Source organism: Acinetobacter sp. MF4640, from assembly GCF_002018895.1.
GTDB lineage: Bacteria > Pseudomonadota > Gammaproteobacteria > Pseudomonadales > Moraxellaceae > Acinetobacter > Acinetobacter johnsonii.
The window spans coordinates 39,561-58,963 of sequence record NZ_MVOM01000012.1 but is presented as its reverse complement, the minus strand read 5'-3'; the positions used below and the strand labels follow the sequence as shown (position 1 = coordinate 58,963).

The window sequence follows — 19,403 nt, the reverse complement described above, 5'->3', positions numbered from 1 at the left end:
GGATTGAATCTGTTAAAATAGTCGGTTGAAGAAGCAAATCTTGGGATATGTCTGTGAGTGAGAAACAACCTTTTGATTTAGTCACCAATTACCAACCCGCAGGTGATCAGCCGCAAGCCATCGAAAAGCTTGTTGCTGGAATAGAAAAGGGCTATCACGACCAGCTGTTACTTGGGGTTACGGGTTCAGGTAAAACCTATACCATGGCCAACGTGATTGCGCGGATGCAACGTCCGACCATTGTCATGGCACATAATAAAACCTTAGCCGCACAGCTTTATGGTGAGTTCAAATCTTTCTTTCCGAACAATGCCGTCGAATATTTTGTTAGTTATTATGACTATTACCAACCTGAAGCCTATGTGCCATCTTCAGACACATTCATTGAAAAAGATTCAGCGATCAATGACCACATTGACCAAATGCGTTTATCTGCAACACGTTCACTCTTAGAACGTCGCGATGCAATTATTGTTGCTTCAGTTTCTGCTATTTATGGTTTGGGTGACCCCAATGCCTATATGAGCATGCTGCTGCATATTGTACAGGGCGATCGTATTGCACGTGATGATATCATTCGTCGTTTGGTGGAAATGCAATATAGCCGTAATGAGCTTGAGTTTTTACGCGGTACCTATCGTATTCGTGGGGAAATTATTGATATTTTCCCTGCCGAATCGGATCAGCATGCGATTCGGATTGAGTTGTTTGATGATGAAGTCGATTCGATTCGTTGGTTTGATCCACTGACAGGCAAACTGGTACGTAAAGTTCCGCGTGTAACCATTTACCCAAAAAGTCACTATGTAACACCGAAAGATAATTTAGAGCGCGCCATCGGCACGATTCGTGAAGAGTTAAAAGAGCGTTTAGGTTTCTTTCGTGCACATGACAAATTGCTTGAAGCACAGCGAATTGAGCAACGTACCCGTTATGATTTAGAAATGATGCAGCAGTTGGGCTATACCAACGGTATTGAAAACTATTCACGTCATTTATCCGGTCGTCCCGCGGGCGAAGCGCCGCCAACCTTATTTGATTATGTTCCTGATGATGCCTTACTAATTATTGATGAGTCACACGTGACTGTGCCGCAAATTGGCGCGATGTATAAAGGTGACCGTTCGCGTAAAGAAAACTTGGTGAATTATGGTTTCCGTCTTCCTAGTGCTTTAGACAACCGCCCAATGCAGTTTGAAGAATGGGAACGGATTACGCCAGCAACGATTTATGTCAGTGCTACACCAGCCAAATACGAGCTTGAAAAAGCCGAGCAAATAGCTGAGCAGGTGGTTCGTCCTACAGGGTTGATTGACCCCGAAATTGAAGTACGTCCGGTATTGACTCAAGTTGATGATGTCTTGTCTGAGATCAATATCCGTAAAGATTTAGACGAGCGTGTCTTGGTTACCACCTTAACCAAACGTATGGCAGAGGATTTAAGCTCGTATTTGAAAGAGTATGGGGTCAAAGTTGCTTATCTGCACTCAGATATTGACACTGTTGAGCGGGTGAAGATTATTCATGACTTACGTTCGGGTGTCTACGATGTTCTCGTCGGGATCAACTTACTACGTGAAGGCTTGGACATGCCTGAAGTGTCTTTAGTGGCTATCTTGGATGCAGACAAAGAGGGTTTCTTACGTTCTGAGCGCTCTTTGATTCAAACCATTGGGCGTGCAGCGCGTAATGTAAAAGGCAAAGCGATTTTATATGGTGATCGGATTACCGATTCGATGCAAAAAGCCATCGATGAAACAGCCCGTCGTCGTGAAAAACAAATGGCCTTTAATGAGCTGCATGGCATTATTCCGCGTAGCACCATCAGACAAAATAAAAAGGATATTGATACAGGCGAAGTGCTGACAGATGATCAAGTTGAAAGTGGTATCACAGATCAACATCAAACGCTCAGTGCAGATGAGCAGCACTTGCTGTCCGATCCGAAACTTCTTGCCAAGCATTTAAGCAAGTTGGAAAAAGAAATGCTCAAAGCTTCTAAAGAGTTACAATTTGAGCAAGCTGCGCGTCTGCGAGATGAAATTTTGCGCTTAAAAGCACAACTTCTAACCTAAGTTGCATTTACATAACGCTACAGTAATTTGGGCAGAAAGCATTATTTTTTAAAGAGATGTTTATTTTTAGATCATAAATTCTGAAATATTAAAGGTACAGTTTATGTCTGCAAATCTTCCAAAGGCGGGTTTTACGCTTGCCAAAATTGCTGTAGGTGGTGCTGTTTTAGTCGGGTTAGGCATGGCAACCATGGCTTATGCCCAGAGCAAACCCTTAGCCGTGGTAGATAAGGTTGAATTAGACCGTTATTTGGGTGTTTGGTACGAAATTGCACGTAAGCCCATGTACTTCCAAAATAAATGCGGAAGTAATGTCTCGGCTACCTATACCCTGAATGAAAATGGCAATGTGACCGTAGATAACCGCTGTTATGCCCAAGATGGTAAGTTGATGCAGTCCATAGGTGAGGCATTTGTACAAAACCCACCTTTTAACAGTAAGTTGAAAGTGAGTTTTTTACCTGAGGCGGTGCGTTGGTTACCTGTGGCACGGGGGGATTATTGGATTTTAAAAATTGATGATGACTATGAAACGGTTTTAGTGGGTGAGCCACGTCGTAAGTACATGTGGGTGCTTTCTCGCTCGCCACAACCAGACCAAAAGGTCATTAATGAATACTTAGAATATGCAAAGTCAGTGGGTTATGATTTGAATGATTTGATTCATACCAAACAATTGCAAAAGTAAAATCTATTAAGCCTTGAAAGCCATGCTGAAGCATGGCTTTTTTAGTTTCATATACGTATTTTAAAACTTGAATAATAAAGCTTTATACAGTCGAACGCTTTATAATCGGAACCTGGTAAAAAATCGTGTAAATCAATGTGGGGTGAAGGATGTATAAAGGTGTCGCACTATCGGTTTTAGCATCCGTCACTTTTGGGGTTTTGTATTTTTATACCTTTTTTTTAAAGCCTTTAGATAGTGAGCAAACTTTTGCTTGGCGTATGCTTTCGACCTTACCCTTTTTAACCGCATTCATGTGGTGGAGTGGCGATTTAAAACTCATTTCGGAGTTGTTTAAGCGTATCTTTAAACAACCTTGGATGATTGCTTGGTTATTGTTTAGTTCGGTTTTATGTACCACGCAGTTGTGGCTATTTTTATGGGGACCTATGAATGGTCGCGGCCTACAGGTGTCGCTTGGCTATTTTTTGCTGCCTTTGGTCATGGTGTTGGTTGGTTGCATCCTTTACAAGGAAAAACTATCCCGCTGGCAAATGACCGCGGTAGCCTTTGCTGTGCTTGGGGTAGGACATGAAATTTGGCGTATTGGTAGCATAGCATGGGAAACGGTTTATATCGCTTTGGCTTATCCTTTGTATTTCTTCCTGCGCCGTGTTTGTAAAACGGATCATTTGGGTGGCTTCTGGTGGGATCTGTTTTTAATTTTACCTGTCGTGTTCTATTTGGGCTTTGTGCATAGCGATAGTTTGGCTTTGATACAACAGTTTCCACACCTGATTTTGGCGGTCATCGGACTGGGTTTCTTAAGTGCGATGGGACTTGGAAGTTATATACTTGCGAGTCGTTATTTACCTTTTGTGATCTTTGGTTTGCTGAGTTATTTGGAGCCTGTTTTATTAGCAGGAGCATCAGTTGCCATGGGAGAGCGTATAGAGGCAGGTGAGTGGTTTACCTATATTCCAATTTGGTTCGCAGTCTTATTGCTTATTATTGAAGGTGTGTTGCATTTATATAAACAGCAACAAAATAAAAAACAGCTCGAACGAAATATTGAGCATTTTGAAAAACAGCACCATTCAGACTAATTTGATGAAGTTCGGAGCTGTCATTGTGCTGCAATTTGGGCAATAAGCATGTTTCTTATTTGTTTCTTGCCCTTTTAGAATAGTTGACTGTTTGATAAAACATTATTTGTGTAACTGTTTATTTTTTATATAAAAAAATATTTTTTTAATTTTTATACTGCAAAATCATCAGAGTAAATGCAATCATTTCTTAAATTAATAATGGATATACGACAAAAAACATCATGCATTTACAGCTTTCGATTCAAACTTGGCGCTAAATCCTTTACAATTGTTGGGTTTTAAAATTTATGCTTAGATTAAATTAATTAGAGGACGTATCTGTGAGCAAAGAGACTATCATCGCCCTACACGCAGAACACCAAGGTCGCTGGAAAAACCGTGAAGAAATCGCGGAACAAATGATCGCTTTGATCGGTCAGCTTTACCGTGAAAAAAATATTGTGGTTTCAGTGTTTGGACGTTCTTTAGTTAACCGTTCAGTTATCCAAATTTTAAAAGCGCACCGTTTCACTCGTATGATGGACGTTGAGCTTTCAGTTGTACACACGTTCCCAATTCTTGAAGCGTTGGCTAAAATTGAAAATATCGGTACTGCTGAAATTGATCTAGGCAAATTAGCCGTTGCATTTAAAGAGCAAGGTGGCGATGTTGACGCATTTGTTGCAGCAGCTGTTAAATCTGTAGAAGGTCGTGCGACTTCAGTAGAAGGTCGTGACGTTGTCCTTTACGGTTTTGGTCGTATCGGTCGTATTCTTGCACGTTTAATGATTGGTCAGTCTGGTCTTGGCCGTGGTTTGAACCTAAAAGCGATTGTGGTTCGTAAATCATCTGATGGTGATTTGGAAAAACGTGCGTCTTTATTACGCCGTGACTCAATCCATGGTCCATTCTCTGGTACGATTTCTGTTGATGAAGAAAACGAAGCAATCATTGCCAACGGTCAATTCATCAAAGTGATTTATGCGTCGAACCCAACTGAAGTTGATTATACCGATTATGGTATTAGCAATGCGTTAGTGATCGACAACACGGGTAAATGGCGTGATGCTGAAGGTCTTGCTCAACACCTTAAGTGCCCAGGCGCTGCACGTGTGATCTTGACTGCACCAGGTAAAGGCGACATGAAGAACGTGGTGTTTGGTGTGAACCAAGCTGACATTCTTGATGAAGATACGATTATCTCTGCTGCAAGCTGTACAACCAACGCAATTACACCAACACTTAAAGTTTTGCATGACAAATACACAGTGTTGAATGGTCACGTTGAAACAGTTCACTCGTTCACAAACGACCAAAACTTAATCGACAACTACCATAAAGCAGACCGTCGTGGTCGTGCTGCAACGTTGAACATGGTAATTACTGAAACAGGTGCGGCTAAAGCGGTTGCTAAAGCACTTCCAGCACTTCAAGGTAAACTGACAGGTAACTCTGTACGTGTTCCAACACCAAACGTTTCACTTGCGATTTTGAACTTAACTTTAGATAAAGAAGTTGATCGTGATGAAGTGAACGAATACATTCGTAAAATTTCAATCAGCTCTAGCCTTCAAGGTCAGATTGGTTATACCAACTCGACTGAAGTTGTATCATCTGACTTTATCGGTTCTCGTACAGCAGGTGTATTTGATGCGCAAGCAACAATCACTTCGGGTAACCGTTTAACTGCATATGTTTGGTACGATAACGAAGTCGGTTATAGCTGCCAAGTTTTACGTATTGCAGAGCAAATGGGCGGCGTAAGCTATCCTAAGATTCCTGCTGAAACAAATGCATAATTTGTAATAGCGACTAAAAAGAGCCTCGATTGAGGCTCTTTTTTTTGTGCTGTTGTTGTGGGGTGAGGTTGATCAGGTGCGTTGGAGTGACATAAGTATTGGCTTGAGTGGTAAGAGTTGCCAATGTTTAATCCCTAGTAATTTACTTAGAATAATTAGAATACTGTGTAAAATAGAACGATAAAAACTAAAGAGTCTGGTTGGTATACCGTCCCCTTAGACTCTCTAAGCTGACAAAAGGATGATATTTGTCAGATAAAAGAAAATAAAACAAAATAAAACAAAAGGAATTTGAATTTGCAAGTGAAGCATGTGCTAAGTGGATTGACATTCATTGTGTTGGCATCTGTATGCGGTGTGCTTATCGCTATTTGGACGTTTAAACACTTTAATATTTATATTCCCTTAGAAAATCAAAAAGTCAGTATTGATCTGCAAGAGCCTTTACAAGCTGAGGTTAAAATTCATGATGCCTTAGATGTTGATGTCACAGGGCGCGTTAATGCAGAAATTCCGATCCGTGAAAATCTGAATATTCCACTGACCCAAACTCTGACGCCACGAGTGTATTTTGATAATCAGGTTCCGATTAAAACCATCATTCCAGTACGTGAAACCTTGAAAATTAACCAGAACATGCCTGTAGATACCAAGGTACAGGTGAAAGTCATGGGGCGAGATGTGACTTTACCTTTAAAAGGAAATATTCCCATTCAGCTGGATGTGCCGATTCATATCGATGTGCCACTTGAACAGCAGGTACACCTCAAGTTTGATGCGTCTGTGAAAACAGTGCTTAAAGAAAACCTACATATTCCAGTCAATACAGTGGTTAAAACCAATATTCCCATACAGGGACATTTAAACGTTCCCATTAAAACGGCGTTGAAAGCTTCAGTGGATGTGCAAAATACATTACCAATTGAAATTAAGCAGGGTGAATTGAAAATTCCACTCATAGTCTGCAACTACTGCGTGAAAAACCTCTACCTCAAGAACACGTGAAGCCATAGGAGGGAGTATGTGGATATTCCAGTCTGCGAAGCGGCTTATATTGAGTTTTGTGTGCGTTGTAATTTTAGTGGGTGCGCTGTTTTGGTTGTACCTGAATATTCAAGCCAGTATGCAAGTGAAGCACAAATTCAACTGTCAGACTCCTTACCGACAAAAATCCAAGTGGGTAATTATTTAGAAACCCAATCCGTTGGGACTTTAGATACGCAACTGAAAATTGATCAGAAAATCAACCTGCCTTTGACAGGGAAATATTTGGCAAATTTAGAGTTCGAAGTAGAAGTACCCGTTTCAGTATCTGTTGATTATCAAACCGAGGTACTCATCGATCAAAATATGCCGTTGGAGACAACTACAGACCTAATTTATCAGAATAAACTGTTGCCTAAGTTTCCACTCACTTTAGATATTCCGATTAAGCTGGCTGTACCATTTCATTTAAAGCAAGACTATCAGGTCCCGATCAAAATTATGTTTAATGGCTTGGTCTATTTTGAGTTTGATGAGCAAGTGCGTCTGCATGTGTTGCATCAGTTTGCGCCACAGTTAAATTTGAATGACCCAATGACTATGCGAAAAATAGCAAGCTTCAATGCCACCATGTATAACACGGAGCGGAGTACGACAGCGAACTTGGAGATGAATATGACACTACCTGTGAAGAATATTCATCCATAAAGAAAACACCACCAATCATTGGTGGTGTTTTCATGTGAAAATCAAAAGGGTGGCTTAAAGTGCAGCTTTGATCGCATCTTGAATGTTCGTAGTTTTACGTCCAATCAATTGTTCTAGGTCTTGACTGTCACTATACATTGCACCTTGTATAGTTTGAATGTCTGCATCAACGATGACCTCAACTAAGCCAGCAGGTAAGCTCGCCTGAATTAGGCCTTGAGTGTATTCTTCCGCACTTAGGTTTTGATAATTAATGGTTTTACTCGCTGCTTGACCAATCAATGTTGCAAGCTCTGAGAGGCTAAAGCTTTGTGAACCTGCTAGTTCATAGGTTTGATTATCATGGACAGTTGACGTTAAGACTCTCGCTGCAGCTTCAGCATAATCTATGCGTGATGCCGAGCTAATGCGACCATCTTGAGCTGCTCCAAAAAGCGTCCCAATTTCAATGGTGTGAGCAACACCTGCAAGGTAGTTTTCGCTATACCAGTTATTTCTTAAGAAGGTGTAGCGTAGTCCACTATCTTGAATCAGTTTTTCAGTTTCACGGTGTTCTTGGGCTAAGCCGAGTGGCGATGTATCTGCACGTAGTAAGCTAGTATAAGCAAGATAAGGAACACCGACCACTTTTGCAGCATCAATCACTGCCTTGTGCTGAGGTGTACGGCGACCGACTTCATTTGCAGAAATGAGTAATAATTTATCTATACCTGATAGAGCAGGGACTAAAGTTTCAGGTCGGTCATAGTCAAACTCACGCACTTCAATATTTTGTGCTGTGAGATGTGTCGCATTGGCTGGGTTTCGCACAAGCGCAACAATGTTGTTGGCCTCAGTTTGTAGTAAAAGTTTTTCTATCACAATAGAACCCAATTGGCCTGTTGCACCTGTGATTGCAATTTTCATAAGTCACCTATATTGGTTGTTTTCTGTACTTGATGGTTTTATCTTAATCTGATAACTTACTAAATGAAAGTACGTACCAAAAAGTAAGTAATAAACCAAATGGAGAGAAATGATGCACACCTATGCAACAAGCAAACTATTAGGTCAAGTTTTATCCACTGAGTGCCCATCTCGTGACATATTGGAACATCTTACGAGCAAATGGTCAGTACTGGTGTTGCGTTGTTTGAGTGATGGCGTACACCGTTTTAGTGAATTGAGACAGCGTATAGAAGGGGTGAGTGAGAAAATGCTTTCTCAAACCCTTAAAACACTTGAGCAAGATGGTTTTATTTTACGGACAGTTTATCCTGTAGTTCCACCTAAAGTTGAGTATCAATTGACGATACTGGGCTCTCAAGCGGCCGAAAAAACCATGTATCTAATTGGATGGATTGAAAAAAGTTTGCCTGAGATCTTGGAAAATAAAGAGCGAGTCTCAGCTTTAAAATAATGACTTAACATCAAAATAAGCAGAATAAATGGTTTGAATTAAGTGAGTTATAGGTTTCACAAAAAGTCATAGATTTGCTTGTAACAGAGTATATGCTGCTTAATTTATGTAAGTTGAGCATGGGATTAGGTTGATTGTTTTCAGGTACAAAACTGAAGAAAATCAAGAGAAAAAGAGCTAAATGCACGTTTTTAAGTGATTTGTCACTAAATTTCATGTTTCGCTCAATAATTCTATTCGAGAAATTTTGTAAAATATGGCAGAATATGCGGTTTTAAAGTATTTAGAGGATTGGCAGCATGCGCTTTGTTGATGAAGCAGTCATTACCGTAGAGGCTGGCGACGGTGGCAATGGCGTAGCCAGTTTTCGCCGTGAAAAATTCGTACCTTTTGGTGGTCCAGACGGTGGTGATGGTGGTCGTGGTGGTAGCGTATTTATCGAAGCTGATGATAATACCAGTACCCTTGTAGACTTCCGTTATACTCGCCGTTTCCGTGCGGAACGAGCTAAAAATGGTCGTGGCGCGAACTGCGCAGGCCGTGGTGGTGAAGACACCGTATTAAAGGTTCCTGTAGGTACAACCATTGTTGATACTGACTCAGGTGACATTATTGGCGACTTGGTTGAAAGTGGTCAGCGTGTGCTTGTCGCAGCGGGTGGTGATGGTGGTTTGGGTAATACTCACTTTAAATCATCGACGAACCGTTCGCCACGTAAGTGTACCCATGGTTTTAAAGGTGAATTCCGTGAAATTCGTTTAGAGCTAAAAGTACTGGCCGATGTTGGCTTACTAGGTATGCCAAATGCAGGTAAATCGACGTTTATTCGTGCCGTATCAGCAGCAAAACCTAAGGTTGCAGACTATCCATTTACTACGATGGTTCCAAACCTTGGTGTGGTTGATGCAGACAGTCACCGTTCATTTGTGATGGCGGATATTCCTGGCTTGATCGAAGGGGCTTCTGAAGGTGCGGGTCTTGGTATTCGTTTCTTAAAGCACTTGGCGCGTACGCGTATTTTGCTTCACATTGTGGATGTTCAGCCGATTGATGGTTCTGATCCTGCATACAATGCAAAAGCGATCTTGGGTGAATTAGAGAAATTCTCTCCGACACTTTCAAAGTTACCTATCGTTCTAGTATTAAACAAAGTTGACCAACTTGCAGACGATACGCGTGATGAATGGTGTCAGCATATCTTAGATGAAATGCAGTGGGATGGTCCTGTATTTAAAACTTCAGGTTTGATGTCTGAAGGGACAAAACCAGTTGTGTATTACCTGATGGATCAAATTGAGCAACAACGTGAACGTGAGCTTGAAGATCCTGATTATGCAGCAGAAGTGAAAGCATTCCGTGAGCAGCTTGAAGCTGAAACACGCGAACAAACGATTGCCGCTAAAGAAGCATATCGTGAAATGCGTCGCCAACAACGTCTTGCAGGCCTGTTGGCTGATGATGATGAAGACGATGATGAAGATGACGGCGAAATGGAAGTGTTTTACGTACGTTAAGCTCGTAATGAGTAACTGAGGACAAGATGATAGAAGTGGTAGATGGGCAACGTAAGCTCGAAGCTTGTAAACGAATCGTTGTTAAAATCGGATCATCTTTACTCACAGCAAATGGGCAAGGTCTAGATATAGATGCAATTTCGCATTGGGCGAAACAAATTGCAGATCTACACAATGCCAGACATGAGATTATTCTGGTGTCGTCAGGAGCTGTGGCTGAAGGTATGGTTCGTATGAAGCTAGACAGCCGACCCACCGATCTACCCAGTCTTCAGGCGTGTGCTGCCATTGGTCAGATGGGCCTTATTCATACGTGGTCGAGTGTGCTTGAAAAACATCACATTCAGACTGCGCAAGTGTTATTAACCCATGATGACTTGGCAGACCGTCGTCGTTATTTGAACTCATGTGACGCGTTACAGAACTTGATTGAATGGCATGTGATTCCTGTAATCAACGAGAATGACACGGTTTCGACCGATGAAATTCGCTTTGGTGACAATGACACGCTTGCTGCGATGGTTGCAGGTCAAGTCCATGCAGATTTGTTAATTATTTTGACAGACCAGCAGGGTATGTTCGACTCAGACCCACGTTCAAATCCAGATGCAAAACTGTTCCATACTGTGCGTGCTCTAGATGAGAGTTTATTTGATATGGCTGGCGGTGGCGGTAAGTTTGGTCGTGGTGGTATGTTGACCAAAGTCCGTGCTGCACGCTTAGCTGCAAAGTCTGGCTGTCCAACGCTGATTGCCAGTGGTGAAAGTGACAATGTGCTTGAACGTTTGATGGATGGTGAAATGCTTGGGACATTGTTTATTACTGACAATGATCGCATTACCGCTCATCAACAGTGGTTAGCGGCTCACTTACAAACTGCGGGTCGTTTGGTGTTGGATGATGGTGCTGTCAAGGCGATTAAAGATAATCATCGTAGTTTACTTCCAGTTGGTGTGAAAGCTGTGGAAGGGCATTTTGAACGCGGTGACGTGGTTGAATGTGTTGATATCCAAGGCGGACGTGTTGCGGTTGGACGTGTCAACTTTAGTTCGCGTTCTGCGGAGTTGGTAAAGGGCTTGGCGTCAGATAAAGTTCACCAAGTCCTAGGTGAAGCACGTTCACTTGAGATGATCCATCGCAACCACATGGCGATCTACTAATTTAAACGCATTAAAAAATCCCGCTTTCGAGCGGGATTTTTTTGTTTTGGAACGAAAGTTATTTGATATAGCCTTTTTGAATGAGGGGCTTAAATAAGTAAAAGTGAATGGTGAGTGCCCATTGCATGATTTTATCTTTATAGAGATTCCAAAGCTTTAATCCAAAGAAGTTTAAGGCAAAAGCCAATAGAAATGCGCCGAGCATATCTAAAGGAAAATGCACACCAAGATAGACACGTGACCATGCAACCAGCCAAGCCATAATCAAGAGAAAAATTCCCAGTTTACGCTGCGCAGAGAATAGATAAGAAAAAGCGATACTGCTAAAAATCAGCATATGATCACTCGGGAAAGAGCCATTGGGTGCATGGTAAATGAGAGTGCGTCCGACCTCCATGACAAAAGGCCGTGGGTGATAATACACATGAGAAATACATTGGCTGATCAAAATTGCGATACTGGTAAAGATAAACGCCTTCAATATCTGTTTTTTAGTGTCATAGTTACCACGTAGCCAAAACCAAGCAAACAGTAAAATCATGCAATAGAGCAGGTCATTGGCGATGAATATGGCAAAATGAATACTGGTATTACTGGCTTCAGGAGAAGCATTAATCCATGAAAAAAGCGATAAATTAAGTTCTGAAAGAGTCATGAAAGTGGATTGTGTTTATAAAGTACGGAAGAGAGTCATAATTTTGTCATATTGTTAAAATAAAAAAGACCACAAAAATGTAGTCTTTTTTACTAGTTCAATGTAGTTGAACTAATTGGCTTTCAGTTTTAAAAGTCAAATGACGTTTGAAGGTAGAAGGTACGTGGTTGCCCTACATATTTTCCGCCTGTTGAGTCAGTAGAACGTGTGAAATATTGTTTATCAAACACGTTTTTAACGCCACCCACGATTTTTAAACCGTGGAATTGCTCACCAAAGTCATATGCAGTACGCACGGCAAAAGAGGAATAACCTGGAATATCACCTAATTTTCCATCAGCCGATTCGTCAGTTTGATAGGTATCACCCGAACCTGGAGAATGCTGCTTAGATTGCGCAAACATATCTGCATTGACGCTCCATTGATTCACTTTATAGCCTAAACCAACATTTGCTGTGTGGCGTGAGTAGAAAGGAAGGTCTTTGTCTTCAAAGTCGCCTGCTTCAGCCACGGCTTTGGTGAATGTATAGTTGCTGTAGAGTTTTAAGCCCTCTAGTGCATCGCTTAGATAGCTAAAGTCATATGCTAGACCAAGTTCTACACCTTTATGACTAGTTGCTCCAAGATCCGTCCAAATATTACTATTTTGAGCACTAGGTACTATAAGCTGAGTTCTTTGTCGAAATCTAAGTAAAACGCGGTTAATTCTGCATTTAGACCATTGCCCAAATACTTCGTCCCAATTTCATAGTTATTGGACTTTTCAGGATGTAAGCCATCCGTTGTGCTTTGTGCAACACCACCTTCTAAACGTGCCAATTGGTTATATTGCTGTGGGCCGAATGAAACGCCCGCATTGGCAAAAATGTTCCAATTGTCTGTCGCTTTATACATAACCGATAGGCTTGGTAAAAACTCATCTGAATCAATTTTTGGTGAAACGGTATTAACTGCTACGCCTTGGTTATAGGCAGTAAAATTGTTATGCGTTTCAATAGATTCAAAACGTAGTCCCGGTGTGATGACCCAGTTCCCTAAATCGAAGCGGTTATCTGCATAAATTGCATGTGCTTTAGTGCCACCTTCACTCGGGTACGTGCTTTAATTTCGGTCACAGGTGCATTCAATGCATATGTAGATGAGCGACCTGAGAACTCAGAACTATCTTCATCTAAATAACGATAGCCGATAGTAAATTCGCTATTTGAGCTACCTAATTGGTATGCACGAGACCAGCGCGGTTCAATGGCAAAAACTTTGTAGTCGCGTGGAGAGGTGTCCATACGCGAAGTCGTTGCACTAAGATCTGTCTCTAAGTCGCTCGTGCGAAATGAGTCAATATAATAGGTCAGCAATTCAAAGTTATTTTTTTCATCTTGATGTGTATAGCGGAATGACACATCTGAGCGGCGACCAGAGAAATAATTACGTGACTTATTTGACTGATAAGGGTTTTGTGCATATTTTTCGGCAGTTAAGCCTTCAGGCATTTCACCATAACCTTCATAGTGATGTAGGTTTAAGGCAATCGCATCAGCATCTGTAATTTGATAGGCCGTTTTTAACATGACATCATCAATGTCAGTTTTATTATTGGCTTCACGGTAGCCATCACCTTTTGTGCCCGAATAAAGCAGAGCAAGGCCTAAACCATTATCTAAGGTTCCGCCTACAAATAAGTTCGGGCTGTATTTGACTTGATCTGTACCCGAAGCATATTCGGTCGTTAGGCTGACATTACCTGCAAACTCTTGAGGAATCGCGCGAGTTGCAAAATTAATGATACCGCCAACGTTCTGCGGCCCAAAACGTACAGAGCCTGCACCACGAACCACATCTACAGATTCAATATTGCCTAATGATACTGGTGCTAGAGAAAGCTGAGGCTGTCCATAAGGCGCAAATGATAGCGGGACACCATCAAGCAGTACTGTAGAGCGAGGAGATAAACGAGAGGCTAAACCACGGACCCCAATATTGAGTGAAACATCACTGCCACCAGTACCATTATTTTCTTGGACTTGAACACCAGGCACTTGCTTGAGGGCATCTTTAATTGAAGTCGCAGCAACTTCATCTAAGCGATTGCGAGTAATAATCGTACGAGCGCCTGCATGCTTTTGCACTTTCTCTGCATTGGCATCTTCTAACCAGTTGCCTTGTGCTTCAAGTTTGATGGTCGGAAGCACATTGTTGCTCGTTGCTTCAGTGAGTTCTTCTGCTTGTGCATAGGTCAAGCAGCTCATAGAAAGCCCAATCGCAATACTGAGTTGTTTGGCTTTGAATAATCTGCGATCCTGCAGATGAAGACGTGATGAAATTATTCTTTTGTGCGCAATCCATAATAAAGAGCGCGGCTATCATATGCTGAACTTTGTTGAAATCAAATAATAACCATTATCAGTTATTGCTATTAAAACACTAAAATTAATAGGCGAATTAAAGTTTTTTTGATGGGGCACACAATAAAAAGCCATGTTTAACATGGCTTTTTAGATGAATTTGAATGAAATCTGTTATTTAAGTTGAACAGTACCATTTGCATTCACAGTGATTTTAGATTCACCGCCAGCTACATCTTGCATTGGTGCATCAGCTGCTGCAAATTTCGCACTTTCAGCACGCATCATGACTGGGCGAGGGTAGTAGTTGCTGGTATTAATGTTTAAGTTAACCAAGTTATAACCTGACTTACTCCATGCTTGCGCTAACGATTGCGCACGCTGTTGAAAGTTTTTCGATGCTTCAATAATCAGCTCATTTTCGACTTTTTTACGTTGTGTGTCGGACACACTAAAGCCGATTGACTGAGTTTGGAAGTTTTGCTGTAGTTCACCAATCAACTGGCTCGCCGCTTTAAAATCGGTACTTTCTAAATTAATTTCAGCACGACCACGCCATTCTTTTAACTTTTGGTTGTCATCGTTGTAAATCGGGTAGGTGGTTTGAGAACCTGTTTCGACTTTTACGCTTGGATATTTACGTGCTAAAGCTGTGGCTTGATTCATCAGCTGCGTAATTTGTGTTGCGAGTTCAGCAGGTTGTTTGTTACTACGTTCAATATAAAGTGTTGCATTCATTAAATCGTTGGATACTTGGCGTGTTGCCTCTGCCTGAACATTGACAATATTGTAGTTCAATTGGTTCTCAGACTGAGCAAAAACTGCTGAGCTAAATAAAGCACTAAGAGCGATTGCTGGGATGAAGAATTGACGCATTTTTATTCCTTTTTTATTTAGGAGGAGTTTTGCAACGTTTGTAAAAAGCTTAAAGCCAATTTGTGGTGAATTTGCGAAAATATTGTGGTTCGATTGTAAAAAAAGGTACAAAATATTTTTCAGAAAAACCTAGATAAAGTGATTTATTTCAAAAACTTATTTTTTGACCAGGGTGAGTATTTTGAAATTTTGTGGTGAAGTTGAAAAATAAATAAATTCATCGTCTATTCTTTACGTTGTCACACTATAAGAGGATAATTTAAGCTATGGTTTGGCATGATATATTTTTTTAGTAAATTTCTGGCAGATAATATCCAAAAGCTGTTTATTTTATTGAAAATTTCTGTATCATCCGCCTCCTAGTTATGAAGTATCCAAACGCTATCTGACTAGATTTATAAAGCGCCGAGTCAAAGGACCAAAAGTCACCCGACTTATTTCTTTCAACCCATATCAGAGATGGTAATTCGATATGAGCGTTTCTTCTGTAAACCCTGCCACTAATACTACTAACGAATACTATTTGACTCGCCAAAGTCAGATGGAATCCAATGTTCGTAGCTATCCACGGAAATTACCGTTAGCGATAGCCAAAGCATTAGGCTGCTGGGTTACTGATGTTGAAGGTACAGAGTACCTCGATTGTTTAGCTGGGGCAGGAACATTGGCTTTGGGCCATAATCATCCTGCGGTAATTCAAAGTATTCAAGATACACTTGCAAGTGGTCTTCCTTTACATACTTTGGATTTAACGACACCTTTAAAAGATGCATTTACTGAAGCATTGCTTGAACAATTACCAGGCGGTAAGGAAGAGTATTGTCTACAGTTCTGTGGTCCATCGGGTGCAGATGGCACGGAAGCAGCAATTAAATTAGCGAAAACGTATACCGGTCGTAGCACAGTGATTAGTTTCTCTGGTGGTTACCATGGTATGACGCACGGCGCTCTTGCAATGACAGGTAACCTGTCTGCGAAAAATGCTGTAAATGGTTTAATGCCAGGCGTTCAATTTATGCCGTATCCGCATGAATACCGTTGCCCACTTGGTTTAGGTGGTGAAGCGGGTGTGGATGCTTTGACTTATTTCTTTGAAAACTTCATTGAAGATGTTGAAAGTGGTGTAACCAAGCCAGCTGCTGTTATTCTTGAAGCAATTCAAGGTGAAGGCGGTGTGGTAACAGCGCCAACCAAATGGTTGAAAAAAATCCGCGAAGTGACTGAAAAACACAACATTGTGTTGATTCTTGACGAAGTTCAAGCAGGCTTTGCACGTTCAGGTAAAATGTTCGCATTTGAACATGCGGGTATTGAACCTGACGTAGTGGTGATGTCTAAAGCCGTTGGTGGTAGCTTACCGCTTGCTGTGTTGGGCATTAAACGTAAGTTTGATGCTTGGCAGCCAGCAGGTCACACGGGTACTTTCCGTGGTAACCAATTGGCAATGGGTACTGGTCTTGCAACGATCAAAACCATCAAAGAACAAAACCTTGCGCAAAATGCACAAGAACGTGGTGATTTCTTACAAGCTGAATTTAAAAAGCTTGCTCAAGAGTTCCCATGTATCGGTAACGTACGTGGCCGTGGTTTGATGATTGGTGTTGAAATTGTTGATGAGCGTAAACCAGCGGATCATATGGGTTCTTTACCAGCAGATGGTCAATTGGCAGCAGCGATTCAAGCGGCATGCTTTAACAACAAATTGTTGTTAGAAAAAGGTGGCCGTAACGGTACAGTCATTCGTTTACTTTGCCCACTTATCATCACTCAAGCTGAATGTGTTGAAGCGGTTTCTCGCTTCAAGAAAGCAATTGCTGAAGCACTTGTTGCAACTCGAGGCGCGTAATCATGGTTGATTTTGCAGAACACCGTAAGGCGTTACTCTGCAATGATGCTGCATCTATTGCTGACTACTCGTCAGCAATGGACCAAGCGACTAAAGCAGTTGCAGCATGGTTGCAAAACGACAAAATGTACACGGGCGGTAGCATCAAAGAGCTCCGCAGTGTGATTGCATTTAATCCTTCTAAAGAAGGTTTGGGTGTACAAAAGTCACTTGAACGTATGGTTGAGCTTTTCTTAAACAAAAGCTTAAAAGTCCATCACCCGCACTCGCTCGCGCATTTGCACTGCCCAACCATGGTGACTAGTCAAATTGCTGAAGTGCTGATTAATGCAACGAATCAATCGATGGATTCTTGGGACCAAAGTCCTGCAGGTTCATTGATGGAAGTTCAGTTGATTGACTGGCTTCGTCAAAAAGTGGGTTATGGTGCAGGTCAAGCTGGTGTGTTCACTTCTGGTGGTACACAGTCAAACTTGATGGGTGTACTGCTTGCACGTGATGCATGTATTGCGAAAAACTGGAAAGACGAAAACGGTAATCCGTGGTCTGTACAGCGTGATGGCGTGCCGGGCGATGCGATGCGCAACGTCAAAGTCATTTGTTCTGAAAATGCACACTTCTCTGTGCAAAAGAACATGGCGATGATGGGCATGGGCTTCCAATCAGTCGTGACCGTTCCTGTGAACGAGAACGCGCAGATGGATGTGGATGCACTTGAAAAAACCATGGCTCACCTTCAAGCTGAAGGTAAGATTGTGGCGTGTGTGGTTGCAACTGCGGGTACGACCGATGCAGGTGCAATTGATCCACTGAAGCAAATTCGTGAAATCACCAACAAATATGGCGCGTGGATGCACATCGATGCGGCATGGGGCGGTGCTTTAATCTTATCGAACAATCATCGCGATATGTTGGATGGTATTGAGCTTTCTGACTCAATTACGCTGGATTTCCATAAGCATTACTTCCAAACCATCTCTTGTGGTGCGTTCTTGTTAAAAGACGAAGCGAACTATCGTTTCATGCACTATGAAGCTGAGTATTTAAACTCTGCTTATGACGAAGAGCATGGCGTGCCTAACCTCGTGTCTAAGTCACTTCAAACAACACGTCGTTTCGATGCGTTAAAGCTTTGGATGACTGTTGAAGCCTTGGGTGAAGAACTGTATGGCTCTATGATTGACCACGGCGTTACTTTAACTCGTGACGTTGCTGATTATATCAATGCAGCTGCTGGTTTAGAGATGTTGGTTGATCCACAATTTGCATCTGTATTGTTCCGTGTGGTTCCAGAAGGCTATCCAGTAGAATTGCTTGATACCTTAAACCAAAACGTTGCAGACGAATTGTTTGCACGTGGTGAAGCGAATATTGGTGTCACTAAAGTGGGTCAAAATCAATCTTTGAAAATGACGACTTTAAGTCCAGTTGCGACTTTAGATAACGTGAAGAACCTGCTTGGTCTTGTCCTTGCAGAAGCGGATCGTATCAAAGGTCCAATCGCAGATGGAACCTATACACCTGCAATTGCTTAATCGATTGTTTGTGTTAAAAAAAAGGAGCTGATATCAGCTCCTTTTTTTATATGTTGTAAATATTAAAATGCATAACATCTATTGGCTAAGCATCTAATTTTAATTATGTTGGAGATGCTTTATTTTTCTATGAAGTAGTTTTCGATATCTGCTTGAACTATGATTTTCAGGAAAATGAACTTCAATAGTTAAGACTAAAGCTAAATATTCGGGCTTTTGATTTTCAATAGGCAAATGATTTTCTTCATGAATTTTTAAGTTAAAGGTATGACCTGCACGACAGGCAAGTCCTTGTCATAATCACGGCAATTTGGGGTAAATAAATGTGTTTGGCTAGCGCTCATGGGAAAAGCCGCATTCATATGACTTGTCAAGCTTCTTACGAAAAATGAAAGGTTAAGGCGGCAGTAAAGGGTAGATGAAGCCCAAAATCTCCTTCATTGAGCTATCTTTTAGAAAAAAGATAAAGCGGTATCGTCAGAAATACCCATTATTCGGACAAATATTTCTAAAAATAAGAAAGGTACCTGAGTCTAAAAGTCATAAATTGGCTCTTGTATTCAAGATGAGTATGCTAATTTCTAAGAAATAAATGGGGTATAAAAGGTAAAAATTAAGACCTAAATGACGCTCAATTTTCTAAATATTACTCCACTCATTTGTCATTTATGGGTTATGAAATTCTGACAAATGGCGAAAATTTATATGGATTCTGCATATGGGTATACGCAAATTTTTATAGATTAGAAGGGCT

Annotated in this window: 13 protein-coding genes and 2 pseudogenes; 11 read left to right on the top strand and 4 right to left on the bottom strand. The window is 41.3% G+C overall.

The genetic code is table 11. The features are described from left to right. Positions 1-53 precede the first annotated feature (53 nt). The 6 genes and pseudogenes from uvrB (at position 54) to MF4640_RS05930 (ending at position 7,321) form a co-directional block, all read left to right on the top strand. Positions 54-2,075, top strand: a complete 2,022-nt coding sequence (gene uvrB, locus MF4640_RS05955) for an excinuclease ABC subunit UvrB (RefSeq protein WP_078389012.1) — start codon at positions 54-56, stop codon at positions 2,073-2,075. Between the two features lie 103 nt (positions 2,076-2,178). Beyond that, a complete protein-coding gene (locus tag MF4640_RS05950) occupies positions 2,179-2,763 on the top strand; it encodes a lipocalin family protein (RefSeq protein WP_078389000.1) in 585 nt (194 codons plus the stop codon). 149 nt (positions 2,764-2,912) lie between these two features. Further along, the gene (rarD, locus tag MF4640_RS05945) at positions 2,913-3,848 is read left to right on the top strand and encodes an EamA family transporter RarD (RefSeq protein ID WP_078388999.1); all 936 of its coding nucleotides are present in this window, start codon (positions 2,913-2,915) and stop codon (positions 3,846-3,848) included. Between the two features lie 323 nt (positions 3,849-4,171). Continuing rightward, positions 4,172-5,629, top strand: coding sequence for a glyceraldehyde-3-phosphate dehydrogenase (locus MF4640_RS05940; RefSeq protein WP_004980374.1), 1,458 nt, complete (start codon positions 4,172-4,174; stop codon positions 5,627-5,629). 297 nt (positions 5,630-5,926) lie between these two features. After that, positions 5,927-6,634: an MFS transporter gene (locus MF4640_RS05935; protein ID WP_078388998.1), complete on the top strand. Its 708-nt coding sequence runs from the start codon at positions 5,927-5,929 to the stop codon at positions 6,632-6,634. 16 nt (positions 6,635-6,650) lie between these two features. After that, a pseudogene (locus MF4640_RS05930) lies at positions 6,651-7,321 on the top strand (hypothetical protein). A 54-nt stretch (positions 7,322-7,375) separates the two neighbouring features. On the opposite strand, the gene MF4640_RS05925 reads toward MF4640_RS05930, so the two are convergent. Further along, on the bottom strand, positions 7,376-8,227 hold the full coding sequence (locus MF4640_RS05925) for an SDR family oxidoreductase (protein ID WP_004693626.1): 852 nt from the start codon (positions 8,225-8,227) through the stop codon (positions 7,376-7,378). Between the two features lie 112 nt (positions 8,228-8,339). On the opposite strand from MF4640_RS05925, the gene MF4640_RS05920 reads away from it, so the two are divergent. The 3 genes from MF4640_RS05920 (at position 8,340) to proB (ending at position 11,394) form a co-directional block, all read left to right on the top strand. Next, positions 8,340-8,720, top strand: coding sequence for a winged helix-turn-helix transcriptional regulator (locus tag MF4640_RS05920; protein ID WP_004693624.1), 381 nt, complete (start codon positions 8,340-8,342; stop codon positions 8,718-8,720). A 299-nt stretch (positions 8,721-9,019) separates the two neighbouring features. Then, positions 9,020-10,234, top strand: a complete 1,215-nt coding sequence (gene cgtA / locus MF4640_RS05915; protein ID WP_004980365.1) for an Obg family GTPase CgtA — start codon at positions 9,020-9,022, stop codon at positions 10,232-10,234. A 26-nt stretch (positions 10,235-10,260) separates the two neighbouring features. Continuing rightward, the gene (gene proB / locus MF4640_RS05910) at positions 10,261-11,394 is read left to right on the top strand and encodes a glutamate 5-kinase (protein WP_078388997.1); all 1,134 of its coding nucleotides are present in this window, start codon (positions 10,261-10,263) and stop codon (positions 11,392-11,394) included. Between the two features lie 58 nt (positions 11,395-11,452). Here proB and MF4640_RS05905 read toward each other — a convergent pair whose 3' ends face one another. The 3 genes and pseudogenes from MF4640_RS05905 to MF4640_RS05895 form a co-directional block, all read right to left on the bottom strand. Then, complete coding sequence (locus MF4640_RS05905; protein WP_078388996.1) at positions 11,453-12,049, bottom strand: phosphatase PAP2 family protein; 597 nt, start codon at positions 12,047-12,049, stop codon at positions 11,453-11,455. A 128-nt stretch (positions 12,050-12,177) separates the two neighbouring features. Next, a pseudogene (locus MF4640_RS05900) lies at positions 12,178-14,296 on the bottom strand (TonB-dependent receptor family protein). 270 nt (positions 14,297-14,566) lie between these two features. Further along, a complete protein-coding gene (locus MF4640_RS05895) occupies positions 14,567-15,268 on the bottom strand; it encodes an SIMPL domain-containing protein (protein WP_078388995.1) in 702 nt (233 codons plus the stop codon). A 472-nt stretch (positions 15,269-15,740) separates the two neighbouring features. Here MF4640_RS05895 and MF4640_RS05890 point away from each other — a divergent pair, with 472 nt between their 5' ends. Together MF4640_RS05890 and MF4640_RS05885 are read left to right on the top strand one after the other, a co-directional pair. Next, a complete protein-coding gene (locus MF4640_RS05890; RefSeq protein ID WP_078388994.1) occupies positions 15,741-17,114 on the top strand; it encodes a diaminobutyrate--2-oxoglutarate transaminase in 1,374 nt (457 codons plus the stop codon). 2 nt (positions 17,115-17,116) lie between these two features. Continuing rightward, complete coding sequence (locus MF4640_RS05885) at positions 17,117-18,649, top strand: pyridoxal phosphate-dependent decarboxylase family protein (protein WP_078388993.1); 1,533 nt, start codon at positions 17,117-17,119, stop codon at positions 18,647-18,649. Positions 18,650-19,403: the final 754 nt, after the last annotated feature.